The following is a 23,104-nucleotide window of genomic DNA, read 5'->3' as shown; positions in this document are numbered from 1 at the left end:
AAAATAATATATGAAAATAGAAAATATTAAAACCCTTGGTCAATTAAAAGAAGCAGGATATAGTTCTAAAACTATAAAAGATGAGCTTCGGGATAATTTAAGATCAAAAATTAGTAATGGCGAAGAAACTTTTACCGGGATTCATGGCTATGAAAACACTGTAATACCGGAGTTAGAAAGAGCAATTCTATCTCGTCATAATATTAACCTTCTGGGGCTTCGGGGGCAAGCTAAAACACGTTTGGCAAGGCAAATGATTAATCTTTTGGACGAGTGGATTCCTGTGGTGGAGGGTTCAGAAATTAACGATGATCCTTTTAATCCTATATCTAGATATGCAGTTACCCTTATTGAAGAAAAAGGAGATGATACTCCAATTAGCTGGTTACATAGATCAGAGCGTTTTGCCGAAAAACTGGCAACTCCCGATGTAACCGTTGCTGATATTATAGGAGATGTTGACCCTATTAAAGCAGCAAATCTAAAATTGAGTTATGCCGACGATAGAGTGATCCATTTCGGGATGATTCCAAGAGCTAATCGTAGTATATTTGTCATTAATGAATTGCCAGATTTACAAGCTCGCATTCAGGTGGCGTTGTTTAATATTTTACAAGAAGGTGATATACAAATTAGAGGTTTTAAATTAAGGTTACCATTAGATATTCAGTTTGTATTTACTGCCAATCCGGAGGATTATACGAATAGAGGAAGCATAGTTACTCCGCTTAAGGATAGAATAGGCTCACAGATTCTTACTCATTATCCAGAAACTATTGAGATTGCTAAAACGATCACACAACAAGAAGCAAAACTTGATTCTAGACAAAGTGATTTGGTATATGTGCCGGATTTAGCCAAGGATTTACTAGAGCAGATAAGTTTTCAGGCAAGAGAAAGTGAATTTATAGATCATAAGAGTGGAGTGAGTGCCAGGATGAGTATCACGGCCTATGAAAATTTATTAAGTACGGCAGAATATCGTGCATTACGAAGCGGTGACAAGAGCACTTTGTTACGATTGAGTGATTTTGTAGGTGTGATTCCTGCTATCACCGGTAAAGTAGAATTAGTATATGAAGGAGAGCAGGAAGGGGCAGCTTCTGTAGCAAATTCTCTGATAGCTGATTCGATCAAAACAATATTTCCAACGTATTTTCCTAAAATAGAAAAACTGGAAAAAGAAAATTACCAAAGTCCATATCAGGATTTGATTGATTGGTTTTTTGAGCAAAGCGGCTTTGAGTTATTAGACGATATTCCTGATACAGATTATAAGAAAAAGCTGGATTCTATTGGTCCATTGAATGATTTAATTAGACAATATCAACCTGATTTGATTAAAGAGGATTCATATTTTCTGAAGGAATTTTTATTGTGGGGATTAGTAGAATACAAGAAGCTTAGTAAACATAGACTAACAGAAGGTTTTCATTTTAACGATCTTTATGGTAGTTATATAAGTGGTTTATAAGTTACCACCAAACCACAAATAACCTAGAATAGATATCTCCATTGTTTTTCATCCAAAGCAATGGAGATTTTTTTTGCTCTAGTTGAGTATGCATTTGTTGAAGAATAGTCTCATAAGAGTGCCAGGATTCACCATATTCAGGCTGCACCAGCCAATCTTTTTTTTCAGGAAGATAAAAAAGAGAAGCATTATACTTCTCTGGGGTAAAGTCATTAACTTTTATCCAGTATCCAACTATGCAATTATTGTTTATATGCGGTAATATATTTTCTTTTATAGAAAAAGGAACGAACAAGTTTGCCAAATAACATACTTGTTGTGTAATGTTTTTATGGTTTAGATTTAGATCTTTCAGATGAGGTTTTGTTTCTTCTTTATATAATAGAGGAAGTTGTTTTTGTTTCAGTTTTTCAATCTTTTGTAATAAAGTGTCTTTTCTATTAGGGCCAATCCATCTCTCAAGTTCACCTTCTATTTCAGGGTCGTATAGGTAAAACTTGTAAATCAATTCTATATGAAGTACTTTTTCCTCGATAAAATCTTTTACAATAAAATCTAATTCACCAATAGTTATTTTAGCGCTGAATACCTGAATGTTATTTGCAATAAGTTGTAACCTATCGGAAGAGGTTATTAAGTGTCCAAAAAAATGTTCGACACGTTTACCCAGGACTTCATTCTTTCTAATTTCGAGGTGTAATACATTTGGGATTTTTGCCTTGATAGATAATTCTTCAAAGTTAAATTGATGTAAACCAAATAGATTTCGATCATTCCATAATGATTTGCTTTTGAGAAAACCTAAATACTGTTTTTCTAAACTCATACAGTCTACTTAGAAAATACGGAGAAATATTTTTTAAGCATTGGTTTTAGTATTTTTCGATCCACAGGCTTTGCCACAAAGTCATCACATCCTGCTTCTAAAGCTCTTTGTATATCTTCTGCAGTGGAATATGCAGTTTGGGCAATAACAGGAAGATCAGGTCGCATCTTTTTTATCTTTTTTGTGGCACTGTATCCATCCATAATTGGCATTTTGATATCCATCAATACTAAATCAATTTCGGGGTTTTCATTGCATAAATCAACAGCTTTTTTTCCATTTTCTGCTCTATGAATTACAAATTTATAACCTTGCATTTTCATCAAAACAGTTTTCAGAAATAAATAATTCACTTCCCCATCTTCTGCAATTAAAATCACCTGCTTTATAGGTTCATTAGAAGTAGATTCTGAACTTAAGTTTTTGTTTGCCTTATTTGGATCTATAATTGGAAAATATGGAATGGTCAATGTAAAAGTAGAACCTTCATCAATTTTGGAAGTAAATGATATATTACCTCCTAATAATTCAGCATTCTTTTTAGCTATTGATAATCCTAATCCCAATCCATCATAACTTTTTGTAACTTCTTTTTCTGATTGAGAAAAATTCTTGAATATTAACTCTTGGTCTTTATTATTAATACCAATGCCTGTATCCTGTATAGGAATCTTTAGTTTTTCGTTTTCCGGATGACAAGAAATTTCTATTTTACCTTCATTGGTAAATTTTATAGCATTGTCAATTAGGTTATGAAGAATTTTATCAACCTTATTTTTATCAATTAATATAGTACTCTGATCGTTCGTAAGATCATTAGTAAGTTGTAATGTAATATTTTTTTCTTTAGCAGCTTTCTCAAATCTGCTTGTTATATCACTTATCAGTTCACTAATATTGGTTTCTGTAGGGTTTACCTTGACCTGGTTAGTTTGTAGCCTTGATATCTCTATGATATCATCAATTATTCTAATTAATTGATTACTACTACTCATAATGATTTCAGTGTATTCTGTTTGTTGTTCTCTACTTAAATTAGGATCATTTAATAACTCAGAAAAACCGATAATACCATTCATAGGTGTGCGTACTTCGTGAGATATGTTATGAATAAAGGCAGTTTTTAATCTGTTACTCTCTTCAGCATGTTCTTTGGCAATAACCAGTTCAGCCGTTTTTTCTTTAATAAGATATTTGAGATACCTATTTAAGAGTATAATAACTATGGTCAGCGATAAAATGACAATGGTAAGAGTTATCCAAAAACTTATTTTTTTATAAAAAGGTACTATTTCCTGATATAACCAGTTTTCGAAAATGATCTCTTTTTCATTATCAGTGATACTATTGGTAGCTTTAGTAATGATTTGATTGAGAATCACATTATTTTTTTGAACAGCTAAACTTGGAGCATAACTATATTGAGTTTCAGAAATAATCTTAAGATTATTAAGGTTTTCTGTTTTTATTAAGAAGTTGGTAACGGCTTTCGGACCTATATATGCATCATACTTACCTTCACTTACCGCCTTTAAACAAGCTAAGTCATCTATTTCTGTGACTATGGTGATGTTTTTTTCATTTTCTTTGAGAATTTCATCAATAGCATAGCCTTTAGGTACTGTAACCACCTTACCTTCAAAATCTTTTAGTTTAGAACCATAAGAAACATCATCTCGTGTAACAATAGTATGCTTGGATTCAAACAACTGAGCATAAAAACGAAGGTAATTATCGCGATTAGAGGTCTGTTGTATTTCTAAAATGATATCAATTTCACCACTTCTTGCGTCTTTCAGTAACTTTTCCCAGTTAGTATATAATATTCGTTGAAATTTATAACCAATTTTAGCTTCTATGGCATTAAGATGATCAATAAGAATACCATCAATTTGATTATTTTCATTTATAAATTGATACGGTGCGTAGTAGGGAAAAACAGCAACTGAAATTTCCTTGTTGTCATCTAACCACTTCTTTTCGATATCATTAAGCGTCTCTGGACTAGAGCAAGAGAGGAAACATAAGAAAATAGTAGATAACAGAAAAGTATATAATATTCTTCTTGGCATAATTTGGTTCTAAAAATCTCTCACTTTTCTTACTACCTCGAATAAAGGTACTACTAATAGTAACACTTTCAAAAAAAATAAGGAGTGTAATTTTCTAAATGGTATTAAGAGATATAATAACTATATTAATTATGTTTTTATATTCAAAACGTTATCAATAATTTGCTCCATTAGAAATAAGTAAATGTTTTCTTAATATCTTTTTCAATATTTTAGGTTCTACAGGTTTAGAAATAAAATCATCGCATCCCGCTGCAAAAGCATTTTGTATATCTTCCTTGGTAGAATATGCGGTTTGAGCTATAACAGGAAGTTGACCATTAATTACTTTAATCCTTTTGGTAGCATCATATCCATTCATCTCGGGCATTTTTATATCCATAAATACCAAGTCAATCTTATTTGTATTAGTACAAAAATCTACGGCTTCCATACCATTTTTAGCTCGATGTATATTGAAATCATATTCGGGCATTTTTAATAAAATTGTTTTTAGGAACAAAAAATTAACCTCACCATCTTCTGCAATTAAAATTTCATAATGTCTTGCTTCGGGGTTGAGTATTGTTTCACTTTCTTCTGATTCTGATATGTTCGAATCAGTAGGGTAGTACGGTAATGATATTCTAAAGGTTGTTCCTTTATTAGGAATAGAAGAAAATGAAATTTCACCTCCCATTAGTTGAGTATTTTCTTTTGCTATGGTTAACCCTAAACCTAACCCTCCATATTTTTCTGATATCTGTTTGGTGGATTGCGAAAGGCTTTTGAATATCGTTTTTTGATCTCTAAACTTGATACCCTTACCAGAATCTCTAACAGAAATAATCAATGTGTTTTGTGCGGTACAGGAGATTAATATAGCTCCTTTTTCAGTGTATTTAAGAGCATTTTCAACCAAGCTATTGATCACTTTAATAAGCTTGGCTTGGTCAATAAGTATAAAACGTTGGTCTTTTTTGATGTTGTTGTTTAAGATTAGGGAGATATCTTTTTCCTTTGCTTTTATTTCAAAAATTGAAAAAACAGTATTCATAACCTCATGAAGATCCGTCTTTTCCGGGTGTAGTTCTACCTGACCTGTTCTAAGTTTAGAAATCTCCAGAATATTATCTACACTTTTAATAAGTTGTCTGCAGCTATTTACAATAAGATCAGTATACTTTTTTCTTTCTTTCTTTGTTATTTCGGTATCATTAAGCAATGAAGAAAATCCCATGATCCCATTCATAGGGGTACGGATTTCATAAGATACATTATTGATAAATGCAGATTTTAGCTTATGATCTTTTTCTGCTAATTCTTTGGCCAATCTTAATTCTTTTGTCCTATGTTCTACTTTATGTCTTAAGTAAAAAGTTACACTAAGAACAATGAATAGTACAGATAGTATGGGAATAATGAAGTAAATCCAGAAATTAGTTTTTCTATAAAAAGGTTTGGTTTTAACAAAGAGCCAGTTGTCCAGAATTTTTTGTTTTTCACTTTCAGAAATGCCATTAACAGCTTTAAGAATAATATTATTTAGTGTCTTATTATTTTTATCCACAGCAATCCCCGGTTTATAAGATAGTTTAGTTTCTGAAGCTATTTTTAAGTTGCTCAGGTTTTTAGTTCTTATAAGATAGTTCACTACTGCTTTTGGGCCTATATATGCATCATACTGTCCTGAATTTAATTTTTGTAGGCATGTTAAATCATTTTTATCTTCAATAAAATTGAAGTTTGGATACTTTCGTTTTAAGTTTTCGAATATGGCATAATCTTCAGGAACAGCAATGTTTTTAGTACTTAAATCATTTATACTGTGATATGTTTCATCTTTTCTTATGGCAATTACATGTTGAGACTCAAATAGTTCAGCATAGAAATTTAAATAAGAATTGCGATCTGGTGTGGATTGTATCTGCATTACGATATCAATCTTATGAGCTCTAACATCTTCCATTAGTTCCGGCCAGTCAGCATAGTACCTTTTTTTAAACTTATGTCCTATCTTTTTCTCAATAAGGTCAATGTATTCAATATAAACTCCCTCGATGCTCTTGTAATTATCAATAAACTGATAAGGAGGGTAATAAGGAAATATGGCAATGGTTATGGTATGATTCTTCTTAAGCCATTCTAATTCTGAATCTTTGAGGACAGAATCTTTTTTACAAGAAATAATTAGTGGAGTTAACAGTATGATTGATAATAGAAAAAAAAATACTGTTCTTATAGACATTTACTTAAAACCTTCAATATTAGTTAAAGTGGCTACAAAACAGCCTGAATATCCAATTACTATAGTTTAGGAGATTAAATTTAAGGAATATTTTTTTAAGTATTATTTATTTAAAGCTTCTTAAAATAGAAAAATATTTTACCAATAGAGGTTTTAAAATATTAGAATCAACAGGTTTAGAAACAAAATCATCACAACCGGCAGCTAAAGCTTTTTGAATATCTTCCTCAGTAGAATAGGCGGTCTGTGCAATGATAGGTAGCGTAGGCCTTATTTTTTTTATTTTTGCAGTGGCATCATAACCATCCATTACAGGCATTTTAATATCCATTAATATCAAATCTATATCTTGATTGTCCTGGCATATTTCTACAGCTTCTTTTCCATTTTTTGCACGATGAATTACAAAATCATAATTCGTCATTTTGATTAGGATCATTTTTAGGAATAAAAAATTAACTTCTCCATCTTCAGCTATTAAAATGATATGTTTTTTTGACTCTTCAGAAAAAGGAGCTTCTATAGATGTTTTTATTGTTTCGGATTGAATTGGATTATAAGGGACAGTTACTGTGAATATAGTGCCTTTATCTATTTCAGATTCAAAAGAAATATGACCTCCTATCAAAGCCACATTCTCTTTCGCAATAGTTAATCCTAATCCTAATCCTCCATAATTTTTGGCTATTTCCAGTTCTGATTGTGAAAAACTAGCAAATATAGCTTCCTGATCTTTGGGGTTTATTCCTATTCCGGTGTCTTCAATAGTAATTAGTAAAAGTTTATCTTTGATTTTATGTGTTACTTTAACATAACCTTGGTTAGTAAATTTTATGGCATTATCAATTAGATTACTTAAAATTTTGGTAAGTTTTGATTTATCGATCAGAATCAATTTTTGATCATCCGGTAATCCATTTTCAAAATACAAATCAATATTTTTTTCTTCAGCTTTTATCTTAAAAACTGACAATAATGTTTGGAATAAAATAATAAGATTTGTCTTTTCAACAGTAATTAATATTTGTTTAGAACGTAGCTTAGAAATTTCCAGGATATCTTCTATAATACTCATTAATTGTTTACCGCTATTTACAATAATACGAGTATATTCTTTTCTCTCATTCGTTGTTAAATCCGGATTGTTTAGAGATTCTGAAAAACCAATGATACCATTCATTGGTGTACGGATTTCATGAGATATATTTCTAATGAAATTAGTTTTTAAACGATCACTTTCTTCTGCATTTTCTTTAGCAATTTTTAGCTCTCTGGTTCTTTGTTTTATTTTTATCTTTAGATAAGCATTGATCAACAATATACTTATTAATATTACTACAATTATACTTGAAACAAAAACCCAAAATTTTGCAGTTCGATAAAATGGTGTTACCACATTAAAAAGCCAGTTATCTAAAATAACTTGTTTTTCTTCTCTTGTAATACTCTTAGTTGCATTAGCTATAATGTGGTTTAGAACAGTGTTTTTTTTAAAAACCGCAATACCGGATTTATAGTTAAATTCTGTTTCTCCAACTATTTTTAGGTTGTTTAGGTTTTTGGTCTTTATCAAATAATGAATTACAGCTTTGGGGCCGATATATGCGTCATAAGCGCCAGAATTTAATTTTTGGAGACAGATAAGATCATTTTTATCAGATACTAGATTGAGTTTTGGATGTTTCTCTTTCAGAATATCACTAATAGCATAATCCTTTGGAAGCACTACTGTACTATCATAATAATTTTTTATTTCTGTTCCTGAAAAATTATCTTTACGTGTAACGATTGCATATGGTGTCTGGAATAATTGGGCATAAAAATTTAGGTAGGATTCTCTAATCGTACTTGGATGCATCTCTATAATAATATCAACCTCCTCTTTTTCTACAGCATCCATTAGATCGGGCCAGGTATCATAATAGTTTTTCTGAAATGTATACCCTATTTTTTCTTCAATAAGCTCTAAGTACTCCGCAAAAACACCATCAACTTCTCCTTTTTCGTTAAGAAGTTGATAAGGAGGGTAGTATGGAAATACAGCAACTTTTATTTGATCTTGCTGCTGTAACCATTCTTTTTGAGAATCATTTAGTACATTTTTGTTAGAACAAGATGTCAGAAAGATAAGAACTGTAATTTGTAATAATAAGTAGAGTAATTTTATGCGCATTACAAGTTTTTTTACTAAAAATGCAGACGCATTTTTAATAAATGTACTATAATTTTAACAATTTTAGAAAACAGATTTTAAATATAATAATATGTGGACATGAAAATATAAGTTCTTTTGTAGATTCTTTTAGATGTTTATAAAGGGAAATTTCAACCATTATTTTGATTGTGGTTTTAGATAAAAAATCTTTTCAATAGGTACTGTATTTAATGAATGCTTATTGTTAGATTTAGTCATTATTTATTTATCTCTGTTCCATCCGGATACAATGCAAATCTATTTTTAGATGTATCGTGTACATGATCGTGACTAGGCCAAGGCCACCCTCCAAATTCTGTCTGTTGGTATTCTAGTATGGCTTCTCTAATTTCAATCTGACTATTCATTACAAAGGGGCCATGTTTTACTACAGGTTCACCGATGGGTTTACCCTGAAGCATAAGAAAATGAGCTTCGGTACTACCATTTTTTATAGTATGTTCTTCATTAGGTTTGACGATAATCTCATGGTTAGCAGGAATTGTATATTCTTCGCTGGTAATTTCATTTCCCTTAAAAAAATACAAAGATCTATTTATACCTTCCGAAGTTTTTGGAAACGTGTATTCTGCATTTGGTTCCATTTTTATCGTCCATATAGCAATTTCGTTATCTGGATTTACGGCCCAAGAATCCGGAGCAGGAGCTGGAGCTACCTTATTTTCCATATTTCCTGCAATTAAAGTTATTTCCGTAGTATTACCTTCTTTGTCTTTTGTGGTCACTACGGGTATTTCTTCATTCCAAAGCATTTTAAAGTGTGGCTCAACCATTTTATTAGCTCTTGGAAGATTTAACCATATCTGAAATAACAAAAGTGGGTTTTTTGTTTCAGTATTCAATAGAGGAAACATTTCTGAATGCTGAATTCCTTTACCGGCTGTCATCCATTGTACATCTCCGTTGCCAAAACGTCCTGCAGCTCCCAAAGAATCTGAATGATCAACTAATCCTTTCTGAGCAATAGTAACGGTTTCGAATCCTCGATGTGGATGCGCAGGGAATCCCGGTATTCTTGTACCATGATACATGCGCCAACCATCTTTTAGGGTAAAGTCCTGACCGATATTTCGCCCTTCAAGAGAAGCATCAGGACCTAGTTTACCATTACCTTTAGGATATTTATCTTCGTGATAAGCACAGAATAGAAATGGATCACTAGTTTCCCATGGAAAACCTAATTGTTTGATTTTAATGATAGCTGACATAGTATTTTTTTTAAGTGGGTTTAATTTTCTTTTTGATATGCTTTTAATTCATCTGTAGTAAACCTGCTTTTAAAAGTAAAAGCATATGGGGTTTCTCCATAATCCCTAATATATTGTAATCTTTCTTTAGCTTCTTCCGGAGTAGGATGATGGTCTTTTTCTACGTACCAAAATGCCATATGCATTTTTTTCATATTATGGAACCACTCCTTTTTACGTTTTAATATTTCAACATGTGCCGTTTTATAAGTAAAATCAAATAAAGTATCAATATTTTCCCAAACAGACATATTGATAATCAAAAAATCATATTCAAATACTCTGATTGCGGTGGCATTACCTTCATCTCCCTTTAGTCTCCAAACAAAACCATTACTTTCTTCTGCTAAAGCGTTGATACGATCCAGGTTATTTACAAAGTCAGCCATAATCGGATCATTTATGGGAGCAATCATTTCGGCGATGTTAACTTGAGCTAAGTGCATATTGATTTAATATTTATTTGTTAGTAGCGTTTTTAGCTACTTCACTTAATTTTTTATCTATCATTTCTTTAGGAAGCCATTTTCCTCTAACCATTACTCCGGAAACTTGTTGTAAAGCCTTGATGTCTTCCAGAGGATTGGTATCCAGGATTACAATATCTGCGTCAAGGCCTTCTTTGATTTGCCCAAAGGTATTTTCTTTATCCAAAAAGATTGCTGGATTTATAGTTCCTGATTGGATAACCTGAAGCGGAGTTAATCCTGCTTTGATCATTCCATCAATTTCGTGATGTATGGAAAACCCAGGAACGTTGAATAGTTGTGGGGCATCAGACCCAAGTAAAATTCTACCTCCATTATCCTGCAATTTTTTTAACAATTGCCTTCTAATAGTATTAAATTGATTCCATTGCGCTTCTTCAACCGGATATTGATCTTTTCTTTGTTTCCAGTTTTGTAATGTAGAACCAGGCATGTACTTCATTTCCGGAGCTTTTAGTAGTTCTTCTGATGAAACGGGAGCAAACCATCTTTCAAATAAACTTTGGGTAGGTACTATCCAAACTTTGTTTTGATCTGCTAGCTGAACTAATTCATCTATTTTAGAAGTATCTGCTAATGGAGTAAAGTTATAGCCAAAGAAACCATTATCATTAGGGTTTACATTTTCTGACTCTGAGACAAGACCTTCAAGGAAACCATCTATATGATCTATAGATTCGTATTTACTTTTAAGAGCATGTCGTATACCTACATCAACCGGAACGTGTCCTGAAAATCCAATACCTACCTCATTTGCAGTTTTTACTACTTGATCAAATACGTCCAGTTTAATTCCTGGATGTATTTTTAAGAAATCATATCCGTCTTTTTGATATTGAGTTACTTTGGTAATAGCTTGTTCTTTATTTGTAACCGAATTACCGTTTAGAGATGGACTAGAAGTGAATATTCTAGGGCTGATAATTTCATTATTTGTAGCCTTCTCTCTTAACTCCAGGTGTGATGAGTGACCAAGCATCCCTCTAATGGTAGTAATACCATTGGATAGGTATAAAAATAATACTTCTTCAATACGTGCCTTACTTGTTGATGGTTGTGGAATATGGGCGTGCATTTCTGCCAAACCAGGAATAACATATTTGCCACTGCCATCTATTCTGGTAGTATATCTTTCTTGGTTTTCTATGGTAGATGAGATACTTTGTATTTTTCCTGAATCAATAACTATTTGCTGGTTTTCAGAAAGCGAACCATTTTTCACATTAATAATGGAAACATCCATAATAAGTGTAGCAGTTTTACTAATCTGTTTTTGTTGCTGAGCACAAGCAACCAAGGATACAATAAAGAGTATAAAAAGATATTTCTTCATTTTGGTTGTGTTTTTAATTTTCGAAAGTAAAGCACTCCAAACAATCATATTGCTTAGCAATTTCCTGGGGGTCATATATTTGATTTCCCTTAATGACACGATATATATTACGTGTATTTTTAATATCTTCAAGTGGATTACTATGTAAGATCACCAAATCAGAAACTTTACCAATATCAATAGTTCCAGATAAGGAGTCTTTATTTAAATATTTTGATCCATTATAAGCAGAAGTTTGCAATGTTTCTAAAGTAGTTAATCCTACATCTACTAAGCTTTCTAATTCCTGATGAAGTGAAATCCCTGAATACGTATAGGAATTATAAGCTCCACTATCAGAACCAGCTAATAATCCAACTCCCGAATCGTGTAAAGATTTTGTCAATCCTTTAAAAAAAGTATTAAGTTCTTTTCTGGATTTCTTAGCTTCATCAGAAGCGTTAAGAGCTCTTTTGATACGTCCTTGGTATGTTTTGATAATTCCTTTTCCTATGATTTTCAGGTATGGGTCATTAGTATGATCTACTTCATCAAGATAACTAAGCACATTACCAATATGCAATGTAGGAACAACGTAGGTGTTGTGATCAATTAAAGATTTAAAAGTTTTCTGTGCAGTAGTATCATTATACGTAGCTATCAGGCCATCCATAGCACTCCAAAATCCTACTTTTTTATTAATAATAGCCTGTGTGATTTCTTTTTCATTTGCAGAACAACCTTTCAAGATATAATAGAGATGTTCGATGGCTCCAATTCCAGAATCAACCGCTTCATTGAGTTCTATTGTAAAAGGCATATGTCCGGAGGAAATTATTCCTCGTCGTGAAGCTTGTTTTAGAATTTCTAAATAGTTATCTCTAGAAATTCGACTATCATAGATTTTTACAAAATCCGAAGGGATCTTTTGTAAAGAATCTAAAGCTTTGATGACATCACCTTTAGATTCAACTACTATAGATCCTGCCCAAGTTGCATTAGCTCCATCCAATTTTGGTCCTGATGTATAAATGGTAGGACCAATCAAAGTATTATTTTTAATTTCTTTTTTCCATTGTAAAACAGAAGTGGTTAGGTCACCACCGGCATCACGTACGGTTGTAATCCCATTAGCAATAAATAAAGGTAATAGATTTCTATTTTCATTAATTAAAGAATCTCCGCCTCTAAGGTGAATGTGGTTATCCCAAAATCCGGGAAGCATAAATTTATCTTTTCCATCAATTTTTTCTTTAAAAAAATAATTCTCTGAACTATCCACTGAAACTATTTTTACGATCTTTCCTTGACGTGTAAAGACAGTTTTTGTTGCTATACTTCCGTCTTCTATATCAATCAGGTTGACATCAGAAATAACTATATCGTATTGTTCTTTTTCCTTCTTAGAACAACTTATAGTTATTAATATCAATAAAAGCACAAATACTTTTTTCATAGTTATAGATCATTAAGTGATGATTTTTTTTATCTTTTTCTTTTGTTTGAATGTTCCTTGATCCACATCTTTAATAAACTTGATCAAACCGCTAAAAAAGTTCTTTTGATCATCAAATTGAGAAAGATGACTCCCGTTAGGGCAATGTAGATATCTTCCATTTTGTACTTCATTTGCGATCCACTCCATTTCCTTCGGATCCATAGTATCGTGTGTAGCTCCGATGGTTAAAGTAGGAACGGTAATTTTTGATAACTGATCTTTTACATCCCAATCTTTGAGCGTAGCATCACCTTTTATACCAAATTCACTAGGGCCTTGCATAGTAACATATACATCAGGATTTAGGTGTTTGAATGATCTATTAATAGGTTCCGGCCATTGATCTACTGGCATTCTGATCACATGTTTAGTATAGTAATGTTGTACGATAAGGTCTAAATAGCGTTCATTGCCATAGTCCTCTTCTTCTTCATAACTCATGATTTCCTTAAGTACCTCAGGGTCTAGTTTAGGCGCAAGTACTTCATCAGAATATTTTTGATATTCAGGGATAGAAGCTACCATATTAGAGATGATCAAACCTTTAAGGTTGTTTTGGTATTTTAATGCATATTCCATACCCAGGATGCCACCCCAGGATTGTCCGTAGAGATAAAAATTGTCTTTATTTAATCCCAAAGCTATGCGAACTTGCTCCACCTCTTCAACAAATCTTGGTAAATCCCAAAGACTTTTATCCTTAGGTTGATCGCTATAATAAGAACCTAGTTGATCGTAGTAATAGTATTCGATACCTTCTTGAGGAAAATACCCATCAAAACACTCGTAGATCTCATGTGTCATTCCCGGCCCTCCGTGAAGTAGGAGTACTTTGATTTTTGGGTTGTTACCGATGCGTTTGGTCCAAACTTTAAATTCTCCTTTGGGTGAGGTGATCGGTATCATCTTAATACCACCCATAAATTGATCATCACGATTGGTATAGTCAAAATAGTTGACAGCATCATTTTGTTTTTCTTCTAAGACTACTTTTTCTTCAGTTTTAGAATAAACACAGCTTTGCAGTATGACCAAAGTGATCAGGAGAAGATATTGTAGAGTTTTCATAATTGTGTTTTAAAATTTCAGGAGCTAGTATAATAATCCAGGTCAATTTAGTTATGTCCAATATGACATCCACATCCAGGTTTCATAAAACTCTGTGATTCCTGATGCCAAGGAAATGCTTGACTATATCGGTTGTTTTCCCACCAGAATTTAGATCTTTCTCTAGTTGTGTTTCCGATTTCATTCATCGTTTCGGTATCATATAGTCTACCATTTACCATCGTATATTTTACAGTTTCAGTATTACGGATATCTTCTATCGGATTTTTATCCAAAACAATCAAGTCGGCTAATTTTCCTTCTTTTAAAGAACCAATATCATTTCCTGCGCCTATATATTGTGCTCCATTGATGGTTGCTGCTCGCAATGCTTCCATTTTGGTCATTCCGCCTTGTTCGAACATCCATAGTTCCCAATGTGCGCCAAGTCCTTGCAATTGCCCATGGGCACCCAGATTCACTTTTACTCCGAGGTCAGTTAATGCTTTACAAGTTTGAGAAACTAGGATATGCCCATTTTCATATTCTTCATTCGGTACCATAGTTCTATGTCTAGCACGCGCATCTATAATAGATCTTGGAGTATATTTCAGGAGTTTTTCATTTTCCCAGACTTTATCATTTTGGTAGAAATAATATTCACCATTCATTCCTCCGTAGTTCACAATTAAGGTAGGAGTGTACCCTGTTTTACTGGTCTTCCATAACTCATTTACATCTTTATAAACTGGTGCTACAGGAATATTATGTTCCACTCCAGTATGTCCATCCATAATCATTGACATATTATGATAGAAAGTAGATCCTCCTTCGGGTACTACATTGATTTCCATTTCTCGAGCAGCTTGTAGTACCTGCTGACGTTGGTCTCTACGCGGTTGATTATAACTTTTTACCGATTTAGCACCAAAGGCTTTGGTTCTTTTGATGGCTGACCTTGCATCGTCTAATTTGTTTACTACTGCTTTAAAATCACCATCTGCTCCATAAAGAATAATTCCAGTGGAGTAGATACGTGGACCAACCATTTTACCTGCTTTGATCATTTCTGACATGGTGAAAATAGATTCTGTATTGGCTGAAGGATCGTGTGATGTGGTTACTCCAAAAGCCAGATTTGCATATAGTTGCCAGTGCTTTTGGGTAGTTAGCCCATATCTAAAACCACCAATATGTGCATGAGCATCTACGATACCCGGCATAATGGTTTTACCCTTTACATTAAATACCTTGGCATCTGTGGGAACACTAATATCTGATGCTTTACCTAGCTTTTCTATACGATTTCCTTTGATGATGATAGTACCTTCTTCGATAACCTGATCACCTTCCATAGTTATAATACGTGCATTTGTAAAGGCGATACTGCCTTGTGGTACATCAGTTTGTACTTTGAGTCCGATCTTGATACCTTCGGTAGTGATATCAGCTACTTTTTCTGGAGAGCCTGGTAAGAAGGTATACCTGTCTTTTATGTCATTGGCAAAATATTCATCTCCCAATGTCCAGAAAATCTTTTTGCTATCCCTGGACCAATGTAGGTTAATCCCTGCATCTTTAGATATCTGTGATACCGGAACCGATTTTGATTTATTATCCAGATCAATCGCTTTACCATTTAATACTAAAGGAGCTATAAAAGCTTTGTGTAGGTTGGTAAATGCGATCCATTTATTGTCAGGACTAGGTACAAGACGATTAGCATATTTAGATTTGATATGCGTCTTTTTATCTTTTCCGTTAAGGTTTACAGACTTCAGTTCTTTGGTAAGACTGCCAAAATACGTTCCTCCGATTTGATAAAAAATACGCTGACCATCTTTAGAGAACATAGGATATTCACCTTCATCTATAACCAATTTGGCATTAGCACCAGTAGTAGACATCGTATAGATTCCTGTGTTCTTGGTAAAACTTAATCCCTGATCACTGTTTCCGTTTTCCTTTCTGTAGGTAATTAAACTTCCTGTAGCATTATAAGCCGGGGTTCTATAGATCCCTCTTTTAGAAGTAAGTTTGGTAGCATTACCACCGGTTACCGGAATGGTGTGGATTGCTCCTAAATTTTCATCATTCCAGCTAACATATACAATCTGTTGCCCATTTGGAGAAAAGTTAGGTTCAAACTCCAGATCTGTAAATTGTGTTGTTAATCGCTGAGGTTTTCCGTTTGGTAAAGTTTTCTTATAAAGATGGCCTAAGGCACTAAACACAACTGTTTTTCCGTCAGGAGATGTTACTGCATTACGAATTACCTTGGCCGTAAAATTATTTGGTGCTACCGGAGCATTAAAATGAAGTGTTTCTGCAATTTTTACAGTAGCATTTACTGTGAACGGAATATTAGTTACTTGTGAGTTTTCTATATTTATTTTGTTGATCTTTCCACCGGACCAGAAGATAATTTCTTTATCATTAGGCATCCAGCTAAAATTAGGGTATATCCCAAAGATCGCCCAGGCTTCTTGCTGGTCTTTATTCAGTTGGTCATAAATAGGCCATTCTTCTCCTGTTTCCAGGTCGTGGATAAATAATACCGATTTAGTACGTACTCTTTTTACAAAAGCCAGTTTCTTACCATCTCTTGATACCTGTGGCCTTGCGGCACCACCAGGTCCACCGGTTACTCTTGTGGTTTTTCCGGTTTCGAACTCATATCTTTTGATTACATAGATCTGTTTGTTTGGATCTTTGTTATATTGAAAAGAACCTCCCGGATACATATCTTCACTGTAGTACATATACTTTCCATCAGGCGATATATTGGGCTCATTTACATCCTGCTGATCATTTTTTCTTTTGGTGATCTGTAATCCGGTGCCTCCACTGATATGATATTGCCACATTTCACCAGCACCTAGAGAGCGCTGAGAAGTAAAATGTTTTCTCGCGATCAGAAAATTACCATCCGGCATCCAGGTGGCATTATTCAATAATCTAAATTTCTCTTTGGTAATCTGCTTAGCATCGGATCCATCAGTATTCATTACCCAAATATTATCACCACCACCGGCATCACTGGTAAACGATATTTTTTTACCATCAGGGCTAAAACGAGGTTGTATCTCAAAAGGAATCCCTGTGCGCAACGTGTTGGCATTGCCACCACTGATAGGTATACTATAGATATCTCCCAAAAGGTCAAATACAATCGTCTCTCCATCTGGGCTTACATCCAGGTTCATCCAGGTACCCTCGTCTGTAGTGAAGGTGTGATCTTTATAATTGAATTCTCCTTTGGGGTTAGTAACTTCCCATTTGCTTTCTTCTTCCTTTTTATCCTTTTTCTTTTTCTGTGCTTGTGTGTTAAATGTAAAACATACTCCGAGTATGAGTATAGCAATCATGTGTTTGTGCATTGTTGAGTAATTTATGAATACTGAAAAATAGTGAATTCGTACATAAAAACTCTTAAAGTGATGTTAAGGGGAGCTTGTGAGTATATGAGTAAGGGAGTATGTGAGTTTGTAAGTTTTGAGGATTAAAATTTTCAGATTCAAATAACTCATAAAAATTAAGGGAAAAAACACCTTTTCTCAAAGTATTTTTTCTATTTTTAATACAATAATTTAGTATGAGATGTCAGATGCCTAACTGACAATAAATGTTTAGGTTATATAAACTCTTAAACCTATTTTTTATGAGAAAATCAATGTTGAAAATTGAAGGTATTCAAAAACTTTCAAAGAACTCTCAAAGCAAAATTAACGGAGGAGCTACTTTATCAGATTGTCCTCGAGGATGTTTTAGTCCTTATCTTTCTGATATAAATGGTACTTTTTGTGCGATACCAAGTCCGTCAGGAGCAGTTTGTTTTGGAACTATTAGAAACGATAAATGCTGCTTATAATATATCTTTAAATAACTAAAACGGACTTACAAGTCCGTTTTAGTTATTTAATCTAAAGTAACAACTTATCATATTTTAGATGAATGATGAGATTTATCTTTTTAGGGCAGCGATACATCAAGGACAGACCTTCTTTAATCATTTTCTTTACAATACATACACTTAATCTTCTGCAGACAATGTAAACTGTAATTTACTGATTACTTGTCACCAATTACCTCTTGATTTCTCATTCGCTTTACAGTATTTGATAATTTCTTTTATACGCTTATCACGAGTTTCTTGTCGTTTTGCTTGATTCAACCAATATAAGTAGCTTTTGCGATAACCAGGGGCAAAGTTTTGATAGTTTTCAAAAGCCTTAGGGTTTCGGTTAAAAGCTTTTTGCAGATCATCTGGGATGACACCATTTTCTACATCGTCTAATGCAGTCCAGGAACCATTTTCTTTGGCAATTTCTATAGAATTCAAACCACTTTGGTGCATTAATTCTAGTTTGATGAGTTCTATAATATGGTTTTTATTGACTTTGCTCCACACGCTTTTGGGTTTGCGAGGGCAAAAATATTGTCGTCGGCGTTCCTCATCTAGTCGTTTAACTGTGGAGTCTATCCAGCCATAACACAGAGCTACTCTTACTGCTTCTTCCCAACGCATACTCGGCTTTTTGGTTTCTACCTTATAAAAAATCAGATACACACCTATAGTCGTATGATGATTTTCGTGCAGCCAGGTACGCCATTCTCCATCATTTTTAAAATATAGCTCCGGTAAATTGGTCATCTAAAAAAGATCTTTTTTTAATAGTTTTAAGATACTAATTTTTTAGAAACAGAATATATAGTTTATATATCAACCAGACTAAATTACTGTAATACGTACTTTTTTCTTTTTAAGTCGTGTATTGTTCAATTTTTTTACTAGTTCATTAGCAATGGTTTGAGGTACAGCCACAAATGCACAATCTTGCTTTAATTCAATTATCCCCAGTTGGTCTTTATGAATACCGCCTTGTTTGAAAAACATACCAGCAATATCCCCTTTAGATATTTTATCTTTTCTTCCTCCGGAAATAAATAAGGTTTCCCAAAACCGAGCTTTATATGTCGTCTTCCCAGAAATATCTTCGTCTTTCGATTTTTTTATAAACTCCGGTAAATGCTCTTTTTCCCATTTTAATACATAAGCAGTTCCTTTTGCATTTACTCTGGCAGTTCTGCCATTACGATGAGTAAACTCTTCTATTGCATGTGGCAGTTCATAATGAATAATAAATTTTAATTCCGGAATATCGATTCCTCTGGCTGCCAAATCTGTGGCTATTAAAATTTGAGTGGTTCCGTTTCTAAATTTTATAAGAGCACGTTCTCTATCTTTTTGCTCCATCCCTCCGGAAAAACAACCATGACTAATCTTATTTTTGTCTAAGAATGTACTCACAATTTCAATACTGTCTCTAAAATTACAGAAAATGATTCCGGGTTGATTACCAATATGTAAGATTAAATCTAATAAGGTTTGTGATTTATCTTTAGCAGGAGAGATAACAGTTTTAATAGCTAATTTTTGCGCTGTATTCTTTTCTAAATAATTAATAATGGCGGGCTGATCTAATCGTACAAAGTTTGGGATCTCAACACCTTGAGTAGCAGACGTTAGAATGCGCTTATTTAGATTTGATAATTGATTGAGAATTCCTCTCATTTCATACTCAAAACCTACTTCTAGTGACTTGTCAAACTCGTCTAATATTAATGTTTTGATACTTGTTTTAGAGAATCGATCGTTACTAAAATGATCTGAAATTCTACCAGGAGTTCCAATTAAAATAGCAGGTGTATGCTTGAGCTCTATTTTATCTTTAGACATAGGACGTCCACCATATACCGCATTCACCTTAAAACCGGTTCCCATATTTCTAACTACTTGTTCAATTTGTATAGCTAATTCACGCGAAGGAACTAAAATCAATGCTTGCACATCAGTATTATTGGGATCTAATGTTTTAATGATTGGTAATAAAAAAGCCAGGGTTTTACCTGTACCTGTTGGAGAAAGAATCATTGTATTTGTAGTACAATCAATTACAGAAATAGCTTCTGCCTGCATTGGATTCAACTCTTGAATATTTAATTTAGTTAAAATATCCTGCTGTTTTTTAATACTATTTGCCATTGCGACTATTGATTTGTTTTTATAATTTTCTGATTCTTGACTTTAGCTATGGTAATACGCCAATAGTTTATCTATAAGTTCTTCTTTAGTAAGATGATGAAATACAGTGTGTACTTTTTCTTTAAATTCCGGTGTGATAGTATGGTTAGGTTTGGTTTTAAATATTTTTTTAGCCCATAGTAGGGTATTATTCTCTTCCAGGGTCTGAGGATCTGCTTTCGCGAAAGCAGAAAAAGAGATCCCTAACTCGTCTTCAAAATCTTTAATCTCATGTTTTTCTTCTTGTTGTAATATCGTCAATGCATAACCCGGAACTCCAGCCCTTGCTGTACGACCACTTCGATGCACATATACCTCATACACGTCCGGAAGATGATAATTAACAACATAGGTGATTTCTTTTACATCAATACCTCTTGCTGCCAGGTCTGTAGCAACCAAAATATCGATATGTCCTTCTCTAAACTGTCCCATGATGCGGTCTCTAATGGGTTGTGAGAGGCTTCCGTGCAATGCTCCTGAAGAGAATTTGTTAATCGCAAGATTCTTAGCAAGTTTATTCACTGCTGCTTTCGTTTTGCAGAAGATAATCCCACGTTGACCAAGTCGTGTATTCAGAAAATGCATTAAAACGTCTAACTTCTCGATAGGTTCTACAACGACATATTGATGCGTAATACCTTGATGTCCTATAGTCTCCATCTCTGATTCGATTTGGATGACATTTTTGGACATGTAATTTTGTACGAGTTGCTTGATGGAACCAGGCAATGTCGCCGAAAAAAGTATTGTCCTTCTATTATTAGGAAGCTCCTTTACAATATCATCAAGGCCTTCTCCCAATGAACTTACCATTTCATCTGCCTCATCCAATACGAGATAGTTAGCATTCTTAATGTTAATTGCTTGTCGTTTGATTAAATCTATTAAACGTCCTGGTGTAGCTACTACAATTTGTGTTGGCTTGGTAAGACGTTTTATTTGTGGTTTAATAGGTACCCCTCCACAGACTGCTGCAATCTTAACTTCGGGCATTTGTGTTGCAAAAGATTCTATATTCCTGTGTATCTGTTGCCCTAGTTCTCTTGTCGGTACAACGATAACAGCTTGTATAGTAGGATTTGTTCGGTCTATGAGTTGTAATAAAGGAAGCCCGAAAGCAATGGTTTTACCTGAACCGGTTTTGGCAAGTGCCACCATATCCTTTTTGGTTGTCAGTAGTGCCGGAATGGCTTTTTCCTGAATAGCAGTAGGGGTAAGAACATCTATTGCTTGGAGTGCTTCTTGTATTGGGTCTATAATGTCTAAATCTGAAAATTGAGTGGCCATATAAAATAGATTTTAGTTAAGATATGTACGTAATGTACGATGATATAGTTAAGCTTCTGCACGAATAACATCTACAAATAGCCTTTTTGTATTCGTGTATGCGCTTCATAATCAGTTATTTTTATAGGGATGCGAAAGTACACTTTTTAAACCAAACCATTTGGCGTAATTGGGTACTAAAAAAGCCCATCAATATTGATGAGCTTTTATTAAACTTAGAAGTATATGTATTAGATAACTTTTACGTTCACTGCGTTTAATCCTTTGTTACCTTCTTTTAGATCGAATTCAACTTCATCGCCTTCGCGAATTTCGTCTACTAATCCAGAAATGTGTACAAAATGATCTTTGTTAGCACCTTCTTCAGTGATAAAACCAAAACCTTTAGCGTCATTGAAGAATTTTACTGTTCCTTTGTTCATTGTAATGTAATTAAATTTATAATACTTTATGTTTTGCAAAGATGGTGCCATTTATTTGATTTATAGTAATTTAATTCATTATTTTTAAAATTATATATAAACTTGGTTATGTGATCACTACGAAATTGGTAGAATGGGTGAACTAATGTACTGAAATCATAATATGATTAAGTTTATAGTATTATCTTCTATGTATTCAGTTCAGTTTTTGAATTTGTAACTTGCCGTAAATTTTTTACAGACATTTTTATTAATGTTATCCAAAGACAAAGTAAAATATTATAGAAAATTGAATGGGCTTTCACAGCAAGGCCTGTCTGAAAAATCTGGCTTATCTATTAGAACCATTCAGCGGATTGAGAAAGGTGCCTCAGAAGGAAGTGCTCATACACTTTCAGCTATAGCAATGGCTTTAGGGATCAAAAATGATGAATTGTTAGCATCTGGATTGAATATAGATACTGACAACGATAATGTTTTGAAATGGATGAATTTTAGTGCTCTTTTGGTCCTGGTTATACCGCTTGCCAATGTGATTTTACCATTATATATTTACTATAAAAACCAACATATAATTAAACCCGAAGGTTATGCTAAGAGAATACTAAGTTTTCAAATATTATGGTCTTTTTTTACACTTCTCTTCATGGTAATAATTCCTATGGTTTTATCATTTTCATTTGAGATGTTTAGAGGTTCGAAAATTCCTTCTTATGTTTTGGTATATTTTATTTCAGTTATAGTTAATACAACTATTATTCTCAGGACTGCATATAAGTTAAGTTCAAAAGAATCGGTATTGGATTTTGTTCCTAACATATTATGAATCAATCCCTGTCATAATAATGTCATAAAAATGGCGTAATATTTTTATTCTATTAGCTTTTGCTGGACAATATAT

The 23,104-nt window shown here is 33.4% G+C and carries 17 protein-coding genes; 3 read left to right on the top strand and 14 right to left on the bottom strand.

The features are described 5' to 3' along the window. Positions 1-10: 10 nt before the first annotated feature. On the top strand, positions 11-1,474 hold the full coding sequence (locus J8M14_RS22035) for a sigma 54-interacting transcriptional regulator (protein ID WP_211076998.1): 1,464 nt from the start codon (positions 11-13) through the stop codon (positions 1,472-1,474). 1 nt (position 1,475) lies between these two features. On the opposite strand, the gene J8M14_RS22030 is transcribed toward J8M14_RS22035, so the two are convergent. From J8M14_RS22030 to J8M14_RS21985, 10 genes are all read right to left on the bottom strand, one after another. Beyond that, a complete protein-coding gene (locus J8M14_RS22030; RefSeq protein WP_211076997.1) occupies positions 1,476-2,300 on the bottom strand; it encodes a DUF1853 family protein in 825 nt (274 codons plus the stop codon). A gap of 5 nt (positions 2,301-2,305) precedes the next feature. Beyond that, positions 2,306-4,372 carry a transporter substrate-binding domain-containing protein gene (locus tag J8M14_RS22025; protein ID WP_211076996.1) on the bottom strand — a complete coding sequence of 689 codons (2,067 nt, stop codon included), beginning with the start codon at positions 4,370-4,372 and terminating at the stop codon, positions 2,306-2,308. Between the two features lie 154 nt (positions 4,373-4,526). Further along, the gene (locus tag J8M14_RS22020; RefSeq protein ID WP_211076995.1) at positions 4,527-6,599 is read right to left on the bottom strand and encodes a transporter substrate-binding domain-containing protein; all 2,073 of its coding nucleotides are present in this window, start codon (positions 6,597-6,599) and stop codon (positions 4,527-4,529) included. Between the two features lie 106 nt (positions 6,600-6,705). Beyond that, a complete protein-coding gene (locus J8M14_RS22015) occupies positions 6,706-8,772 on the bottom strand; it encodes a transporter substrate-binding domain-containing protein (protein WP_211076994.1) in 2,067 nt (688 codons plus the stop codon). Between the two features lie 239 nt (positions 8,773-9,011). Further along, positions 9,012-10,022 carry a pirin family protein gene (locus tag J8M14_RS22010; protein WP_211076993.1) on the bottom strand — a complete coding sequence of 337 codons (1,011 nt, stop codon included), beginning with the start codon at positions 10,020-10,022 and terminating at the stop codon, positions 9,012-9,014. A gap of 20 nt (positions 10,023-10,042) precedes the next feature. Next, positions 10,043-10,507: a DUF3291 domain-containing protein gene (locus J8M14_RS22005; RefSeq protein WP_211076992.1), complete on the bottom strand. Its 465-nt coding sequence runs from the start codon at positions 10,505-10,507 to the stop codon at positions 10,043-10,045. Positions 10,508-10,520: 13 nt separating this feature from the next. Beyond that, positions 10,521-11,882: an amidohydrolase family protein gene (locus J8M14_RS22000; protein ID WP_211076991.1), complete on the bottom strand. Its 1,362-nt coding sequence runs from the start codon at positions 11,880-11,882 to the stop codon at positions 10,521-10,523. 13 nt (positions 11,883-11,895) lie between these two features. Further along, entirely contained in the window at positions 11,896-13,317 is a 1,422-nt protein-coding gene (locus J8M14_RS21995) for an amidohydrolase family protein (protein ID WP_211076990.1), read from the bottom strand. Between the two features lie 12 nt (positions 13,318-13,329). Then, the gene (locus J8M14_RS21990; RefSeq protein WP_211076989.1) at positions 13,330-14,427 is read right to left on the bottom strand and encodes a proline iminopeptidase-family hydrolase; all 1,098 of its coding nucleotides are present in this window, start codon (positions 14,425-14,427) and stop codon (positions 13,330-13,332) included. Positions 14,428-14,474: 47 nt separating this feature from the next. Beyond that, positions 14,475-17,786, bottom strand: coding sequence for an amidohydrolase family protein (locus J8M14_RS21985; protein WP_211076988.1), 3,312 nt, complete (start codon positions 17,784-17,786; stop codon positions 14,475-14,477). Positions 17,787-18,067: 281 nt separating this feature from the next. Between J8M14_RS21985 and J8M14_RS21980 the strand changes: the two genes are divergently transcribed. Beyond that, positions 18,068-18,277 carry a hypothetical protein gene (locus tag J8M14_RS21980; protein ID WP_211076987.1) on the top strand — a complete coding sequence of 70 codons (210 nt, stop codon included), beginning with the start codon at positions 18,068-18,070 and terminating at the stop codon, positions 18,275-18,277. A gap of 207 nt (positions 18,278-18,484) precedes the next feature. On the opposite strand, the gene J8M14_RS21975 is transcribed toward J8M14_RS21980, so the two are convergent. The 4 genes from J8M14_RS21975 to J8M14_RS21960 all read right to left on the bottom strand — a co-directional run bounded on the left by J8M14_RS21975 (position 18,485) and on the right by J8M14_RS21960 (position 22,203). Further along, positions 18,485-19,060, bottom strand: a complete 576-nt coding sequence (locus J8M14_RS21975; protein ID WP_211076986.1) for a YdeI/OmpD-associated family protein — start codon at positions 19,058-19,060, stop codon at positions 18,485-18,487. A gap of 78 nt (positions 19,061-19,138) precedes the next feature. Further along, positions 19,139-20,452, bottom strand: a complete 1,314-nt coding sequence (locus tag J8M14_RS21970) for a DEAD/DEAH box helicase (RefSeq protein WP_211076985.1) — start codon at positions 20,450-20,452, stop codon at positions 19,139-19,141. Positions 20,453-20,494: 42 nt separating this feature from the next. Further along, positions 20,495-21,781 (bottom strand): DEAD/DEAH box helicase, encoded by a 1,287-nt coding sequence (locus J8M14_RS21965; protein ID WP_211076984.1) that lies wholly within the window; start codon positions 21,779-21,781, stop codon positions 20,495-20,497. Between the two features lie 230 nt (positions 21,782-22,011). Continuing rightward, complete coding sequence (locus tag J8M14_RS21960) at positions 22,012-22,203, bottom strand: cold-shock protein (protein WP_211076983.1); 192 nt, start codon at positions 22,201-22,203, stop codon at positions 22,012-22,014. A gap of 253 nt (positions 22,204-22,456) precedes the next feature. Here J8M14_RS21960 and J8M14_RS21955 point away from each other — a divergent pair, with 253 nt between their 5' ends. Further along, on the top strand, positions 22,457-23,029 hold the full coding sequence (locus J8M14_RS21955; RefSeq protein WP_211076982.1) for a helix-turn-helix domain-containing protein: 573 nt from the start codon (positions 22,457-22,459) through the stop codon (positions 23,027-23,029). Positions 23,030-23,104: the final 75 nt, after the last annotated feature.

The sequence above is a fragment of the Aquimarina sp. MMG016 genome (assembly GCF_018100805.1).
Lineage (GTDB): Bacteria > Bacteroidota > Bacteroidia > Flavobacteriales > Flavobacteriaceae > Aquimarina.
The sequence above is the reverse complement of the archived record's forward strand: the minus strand, read 5'-3'. Positions and strand labels throughout refer to the sequence as shown.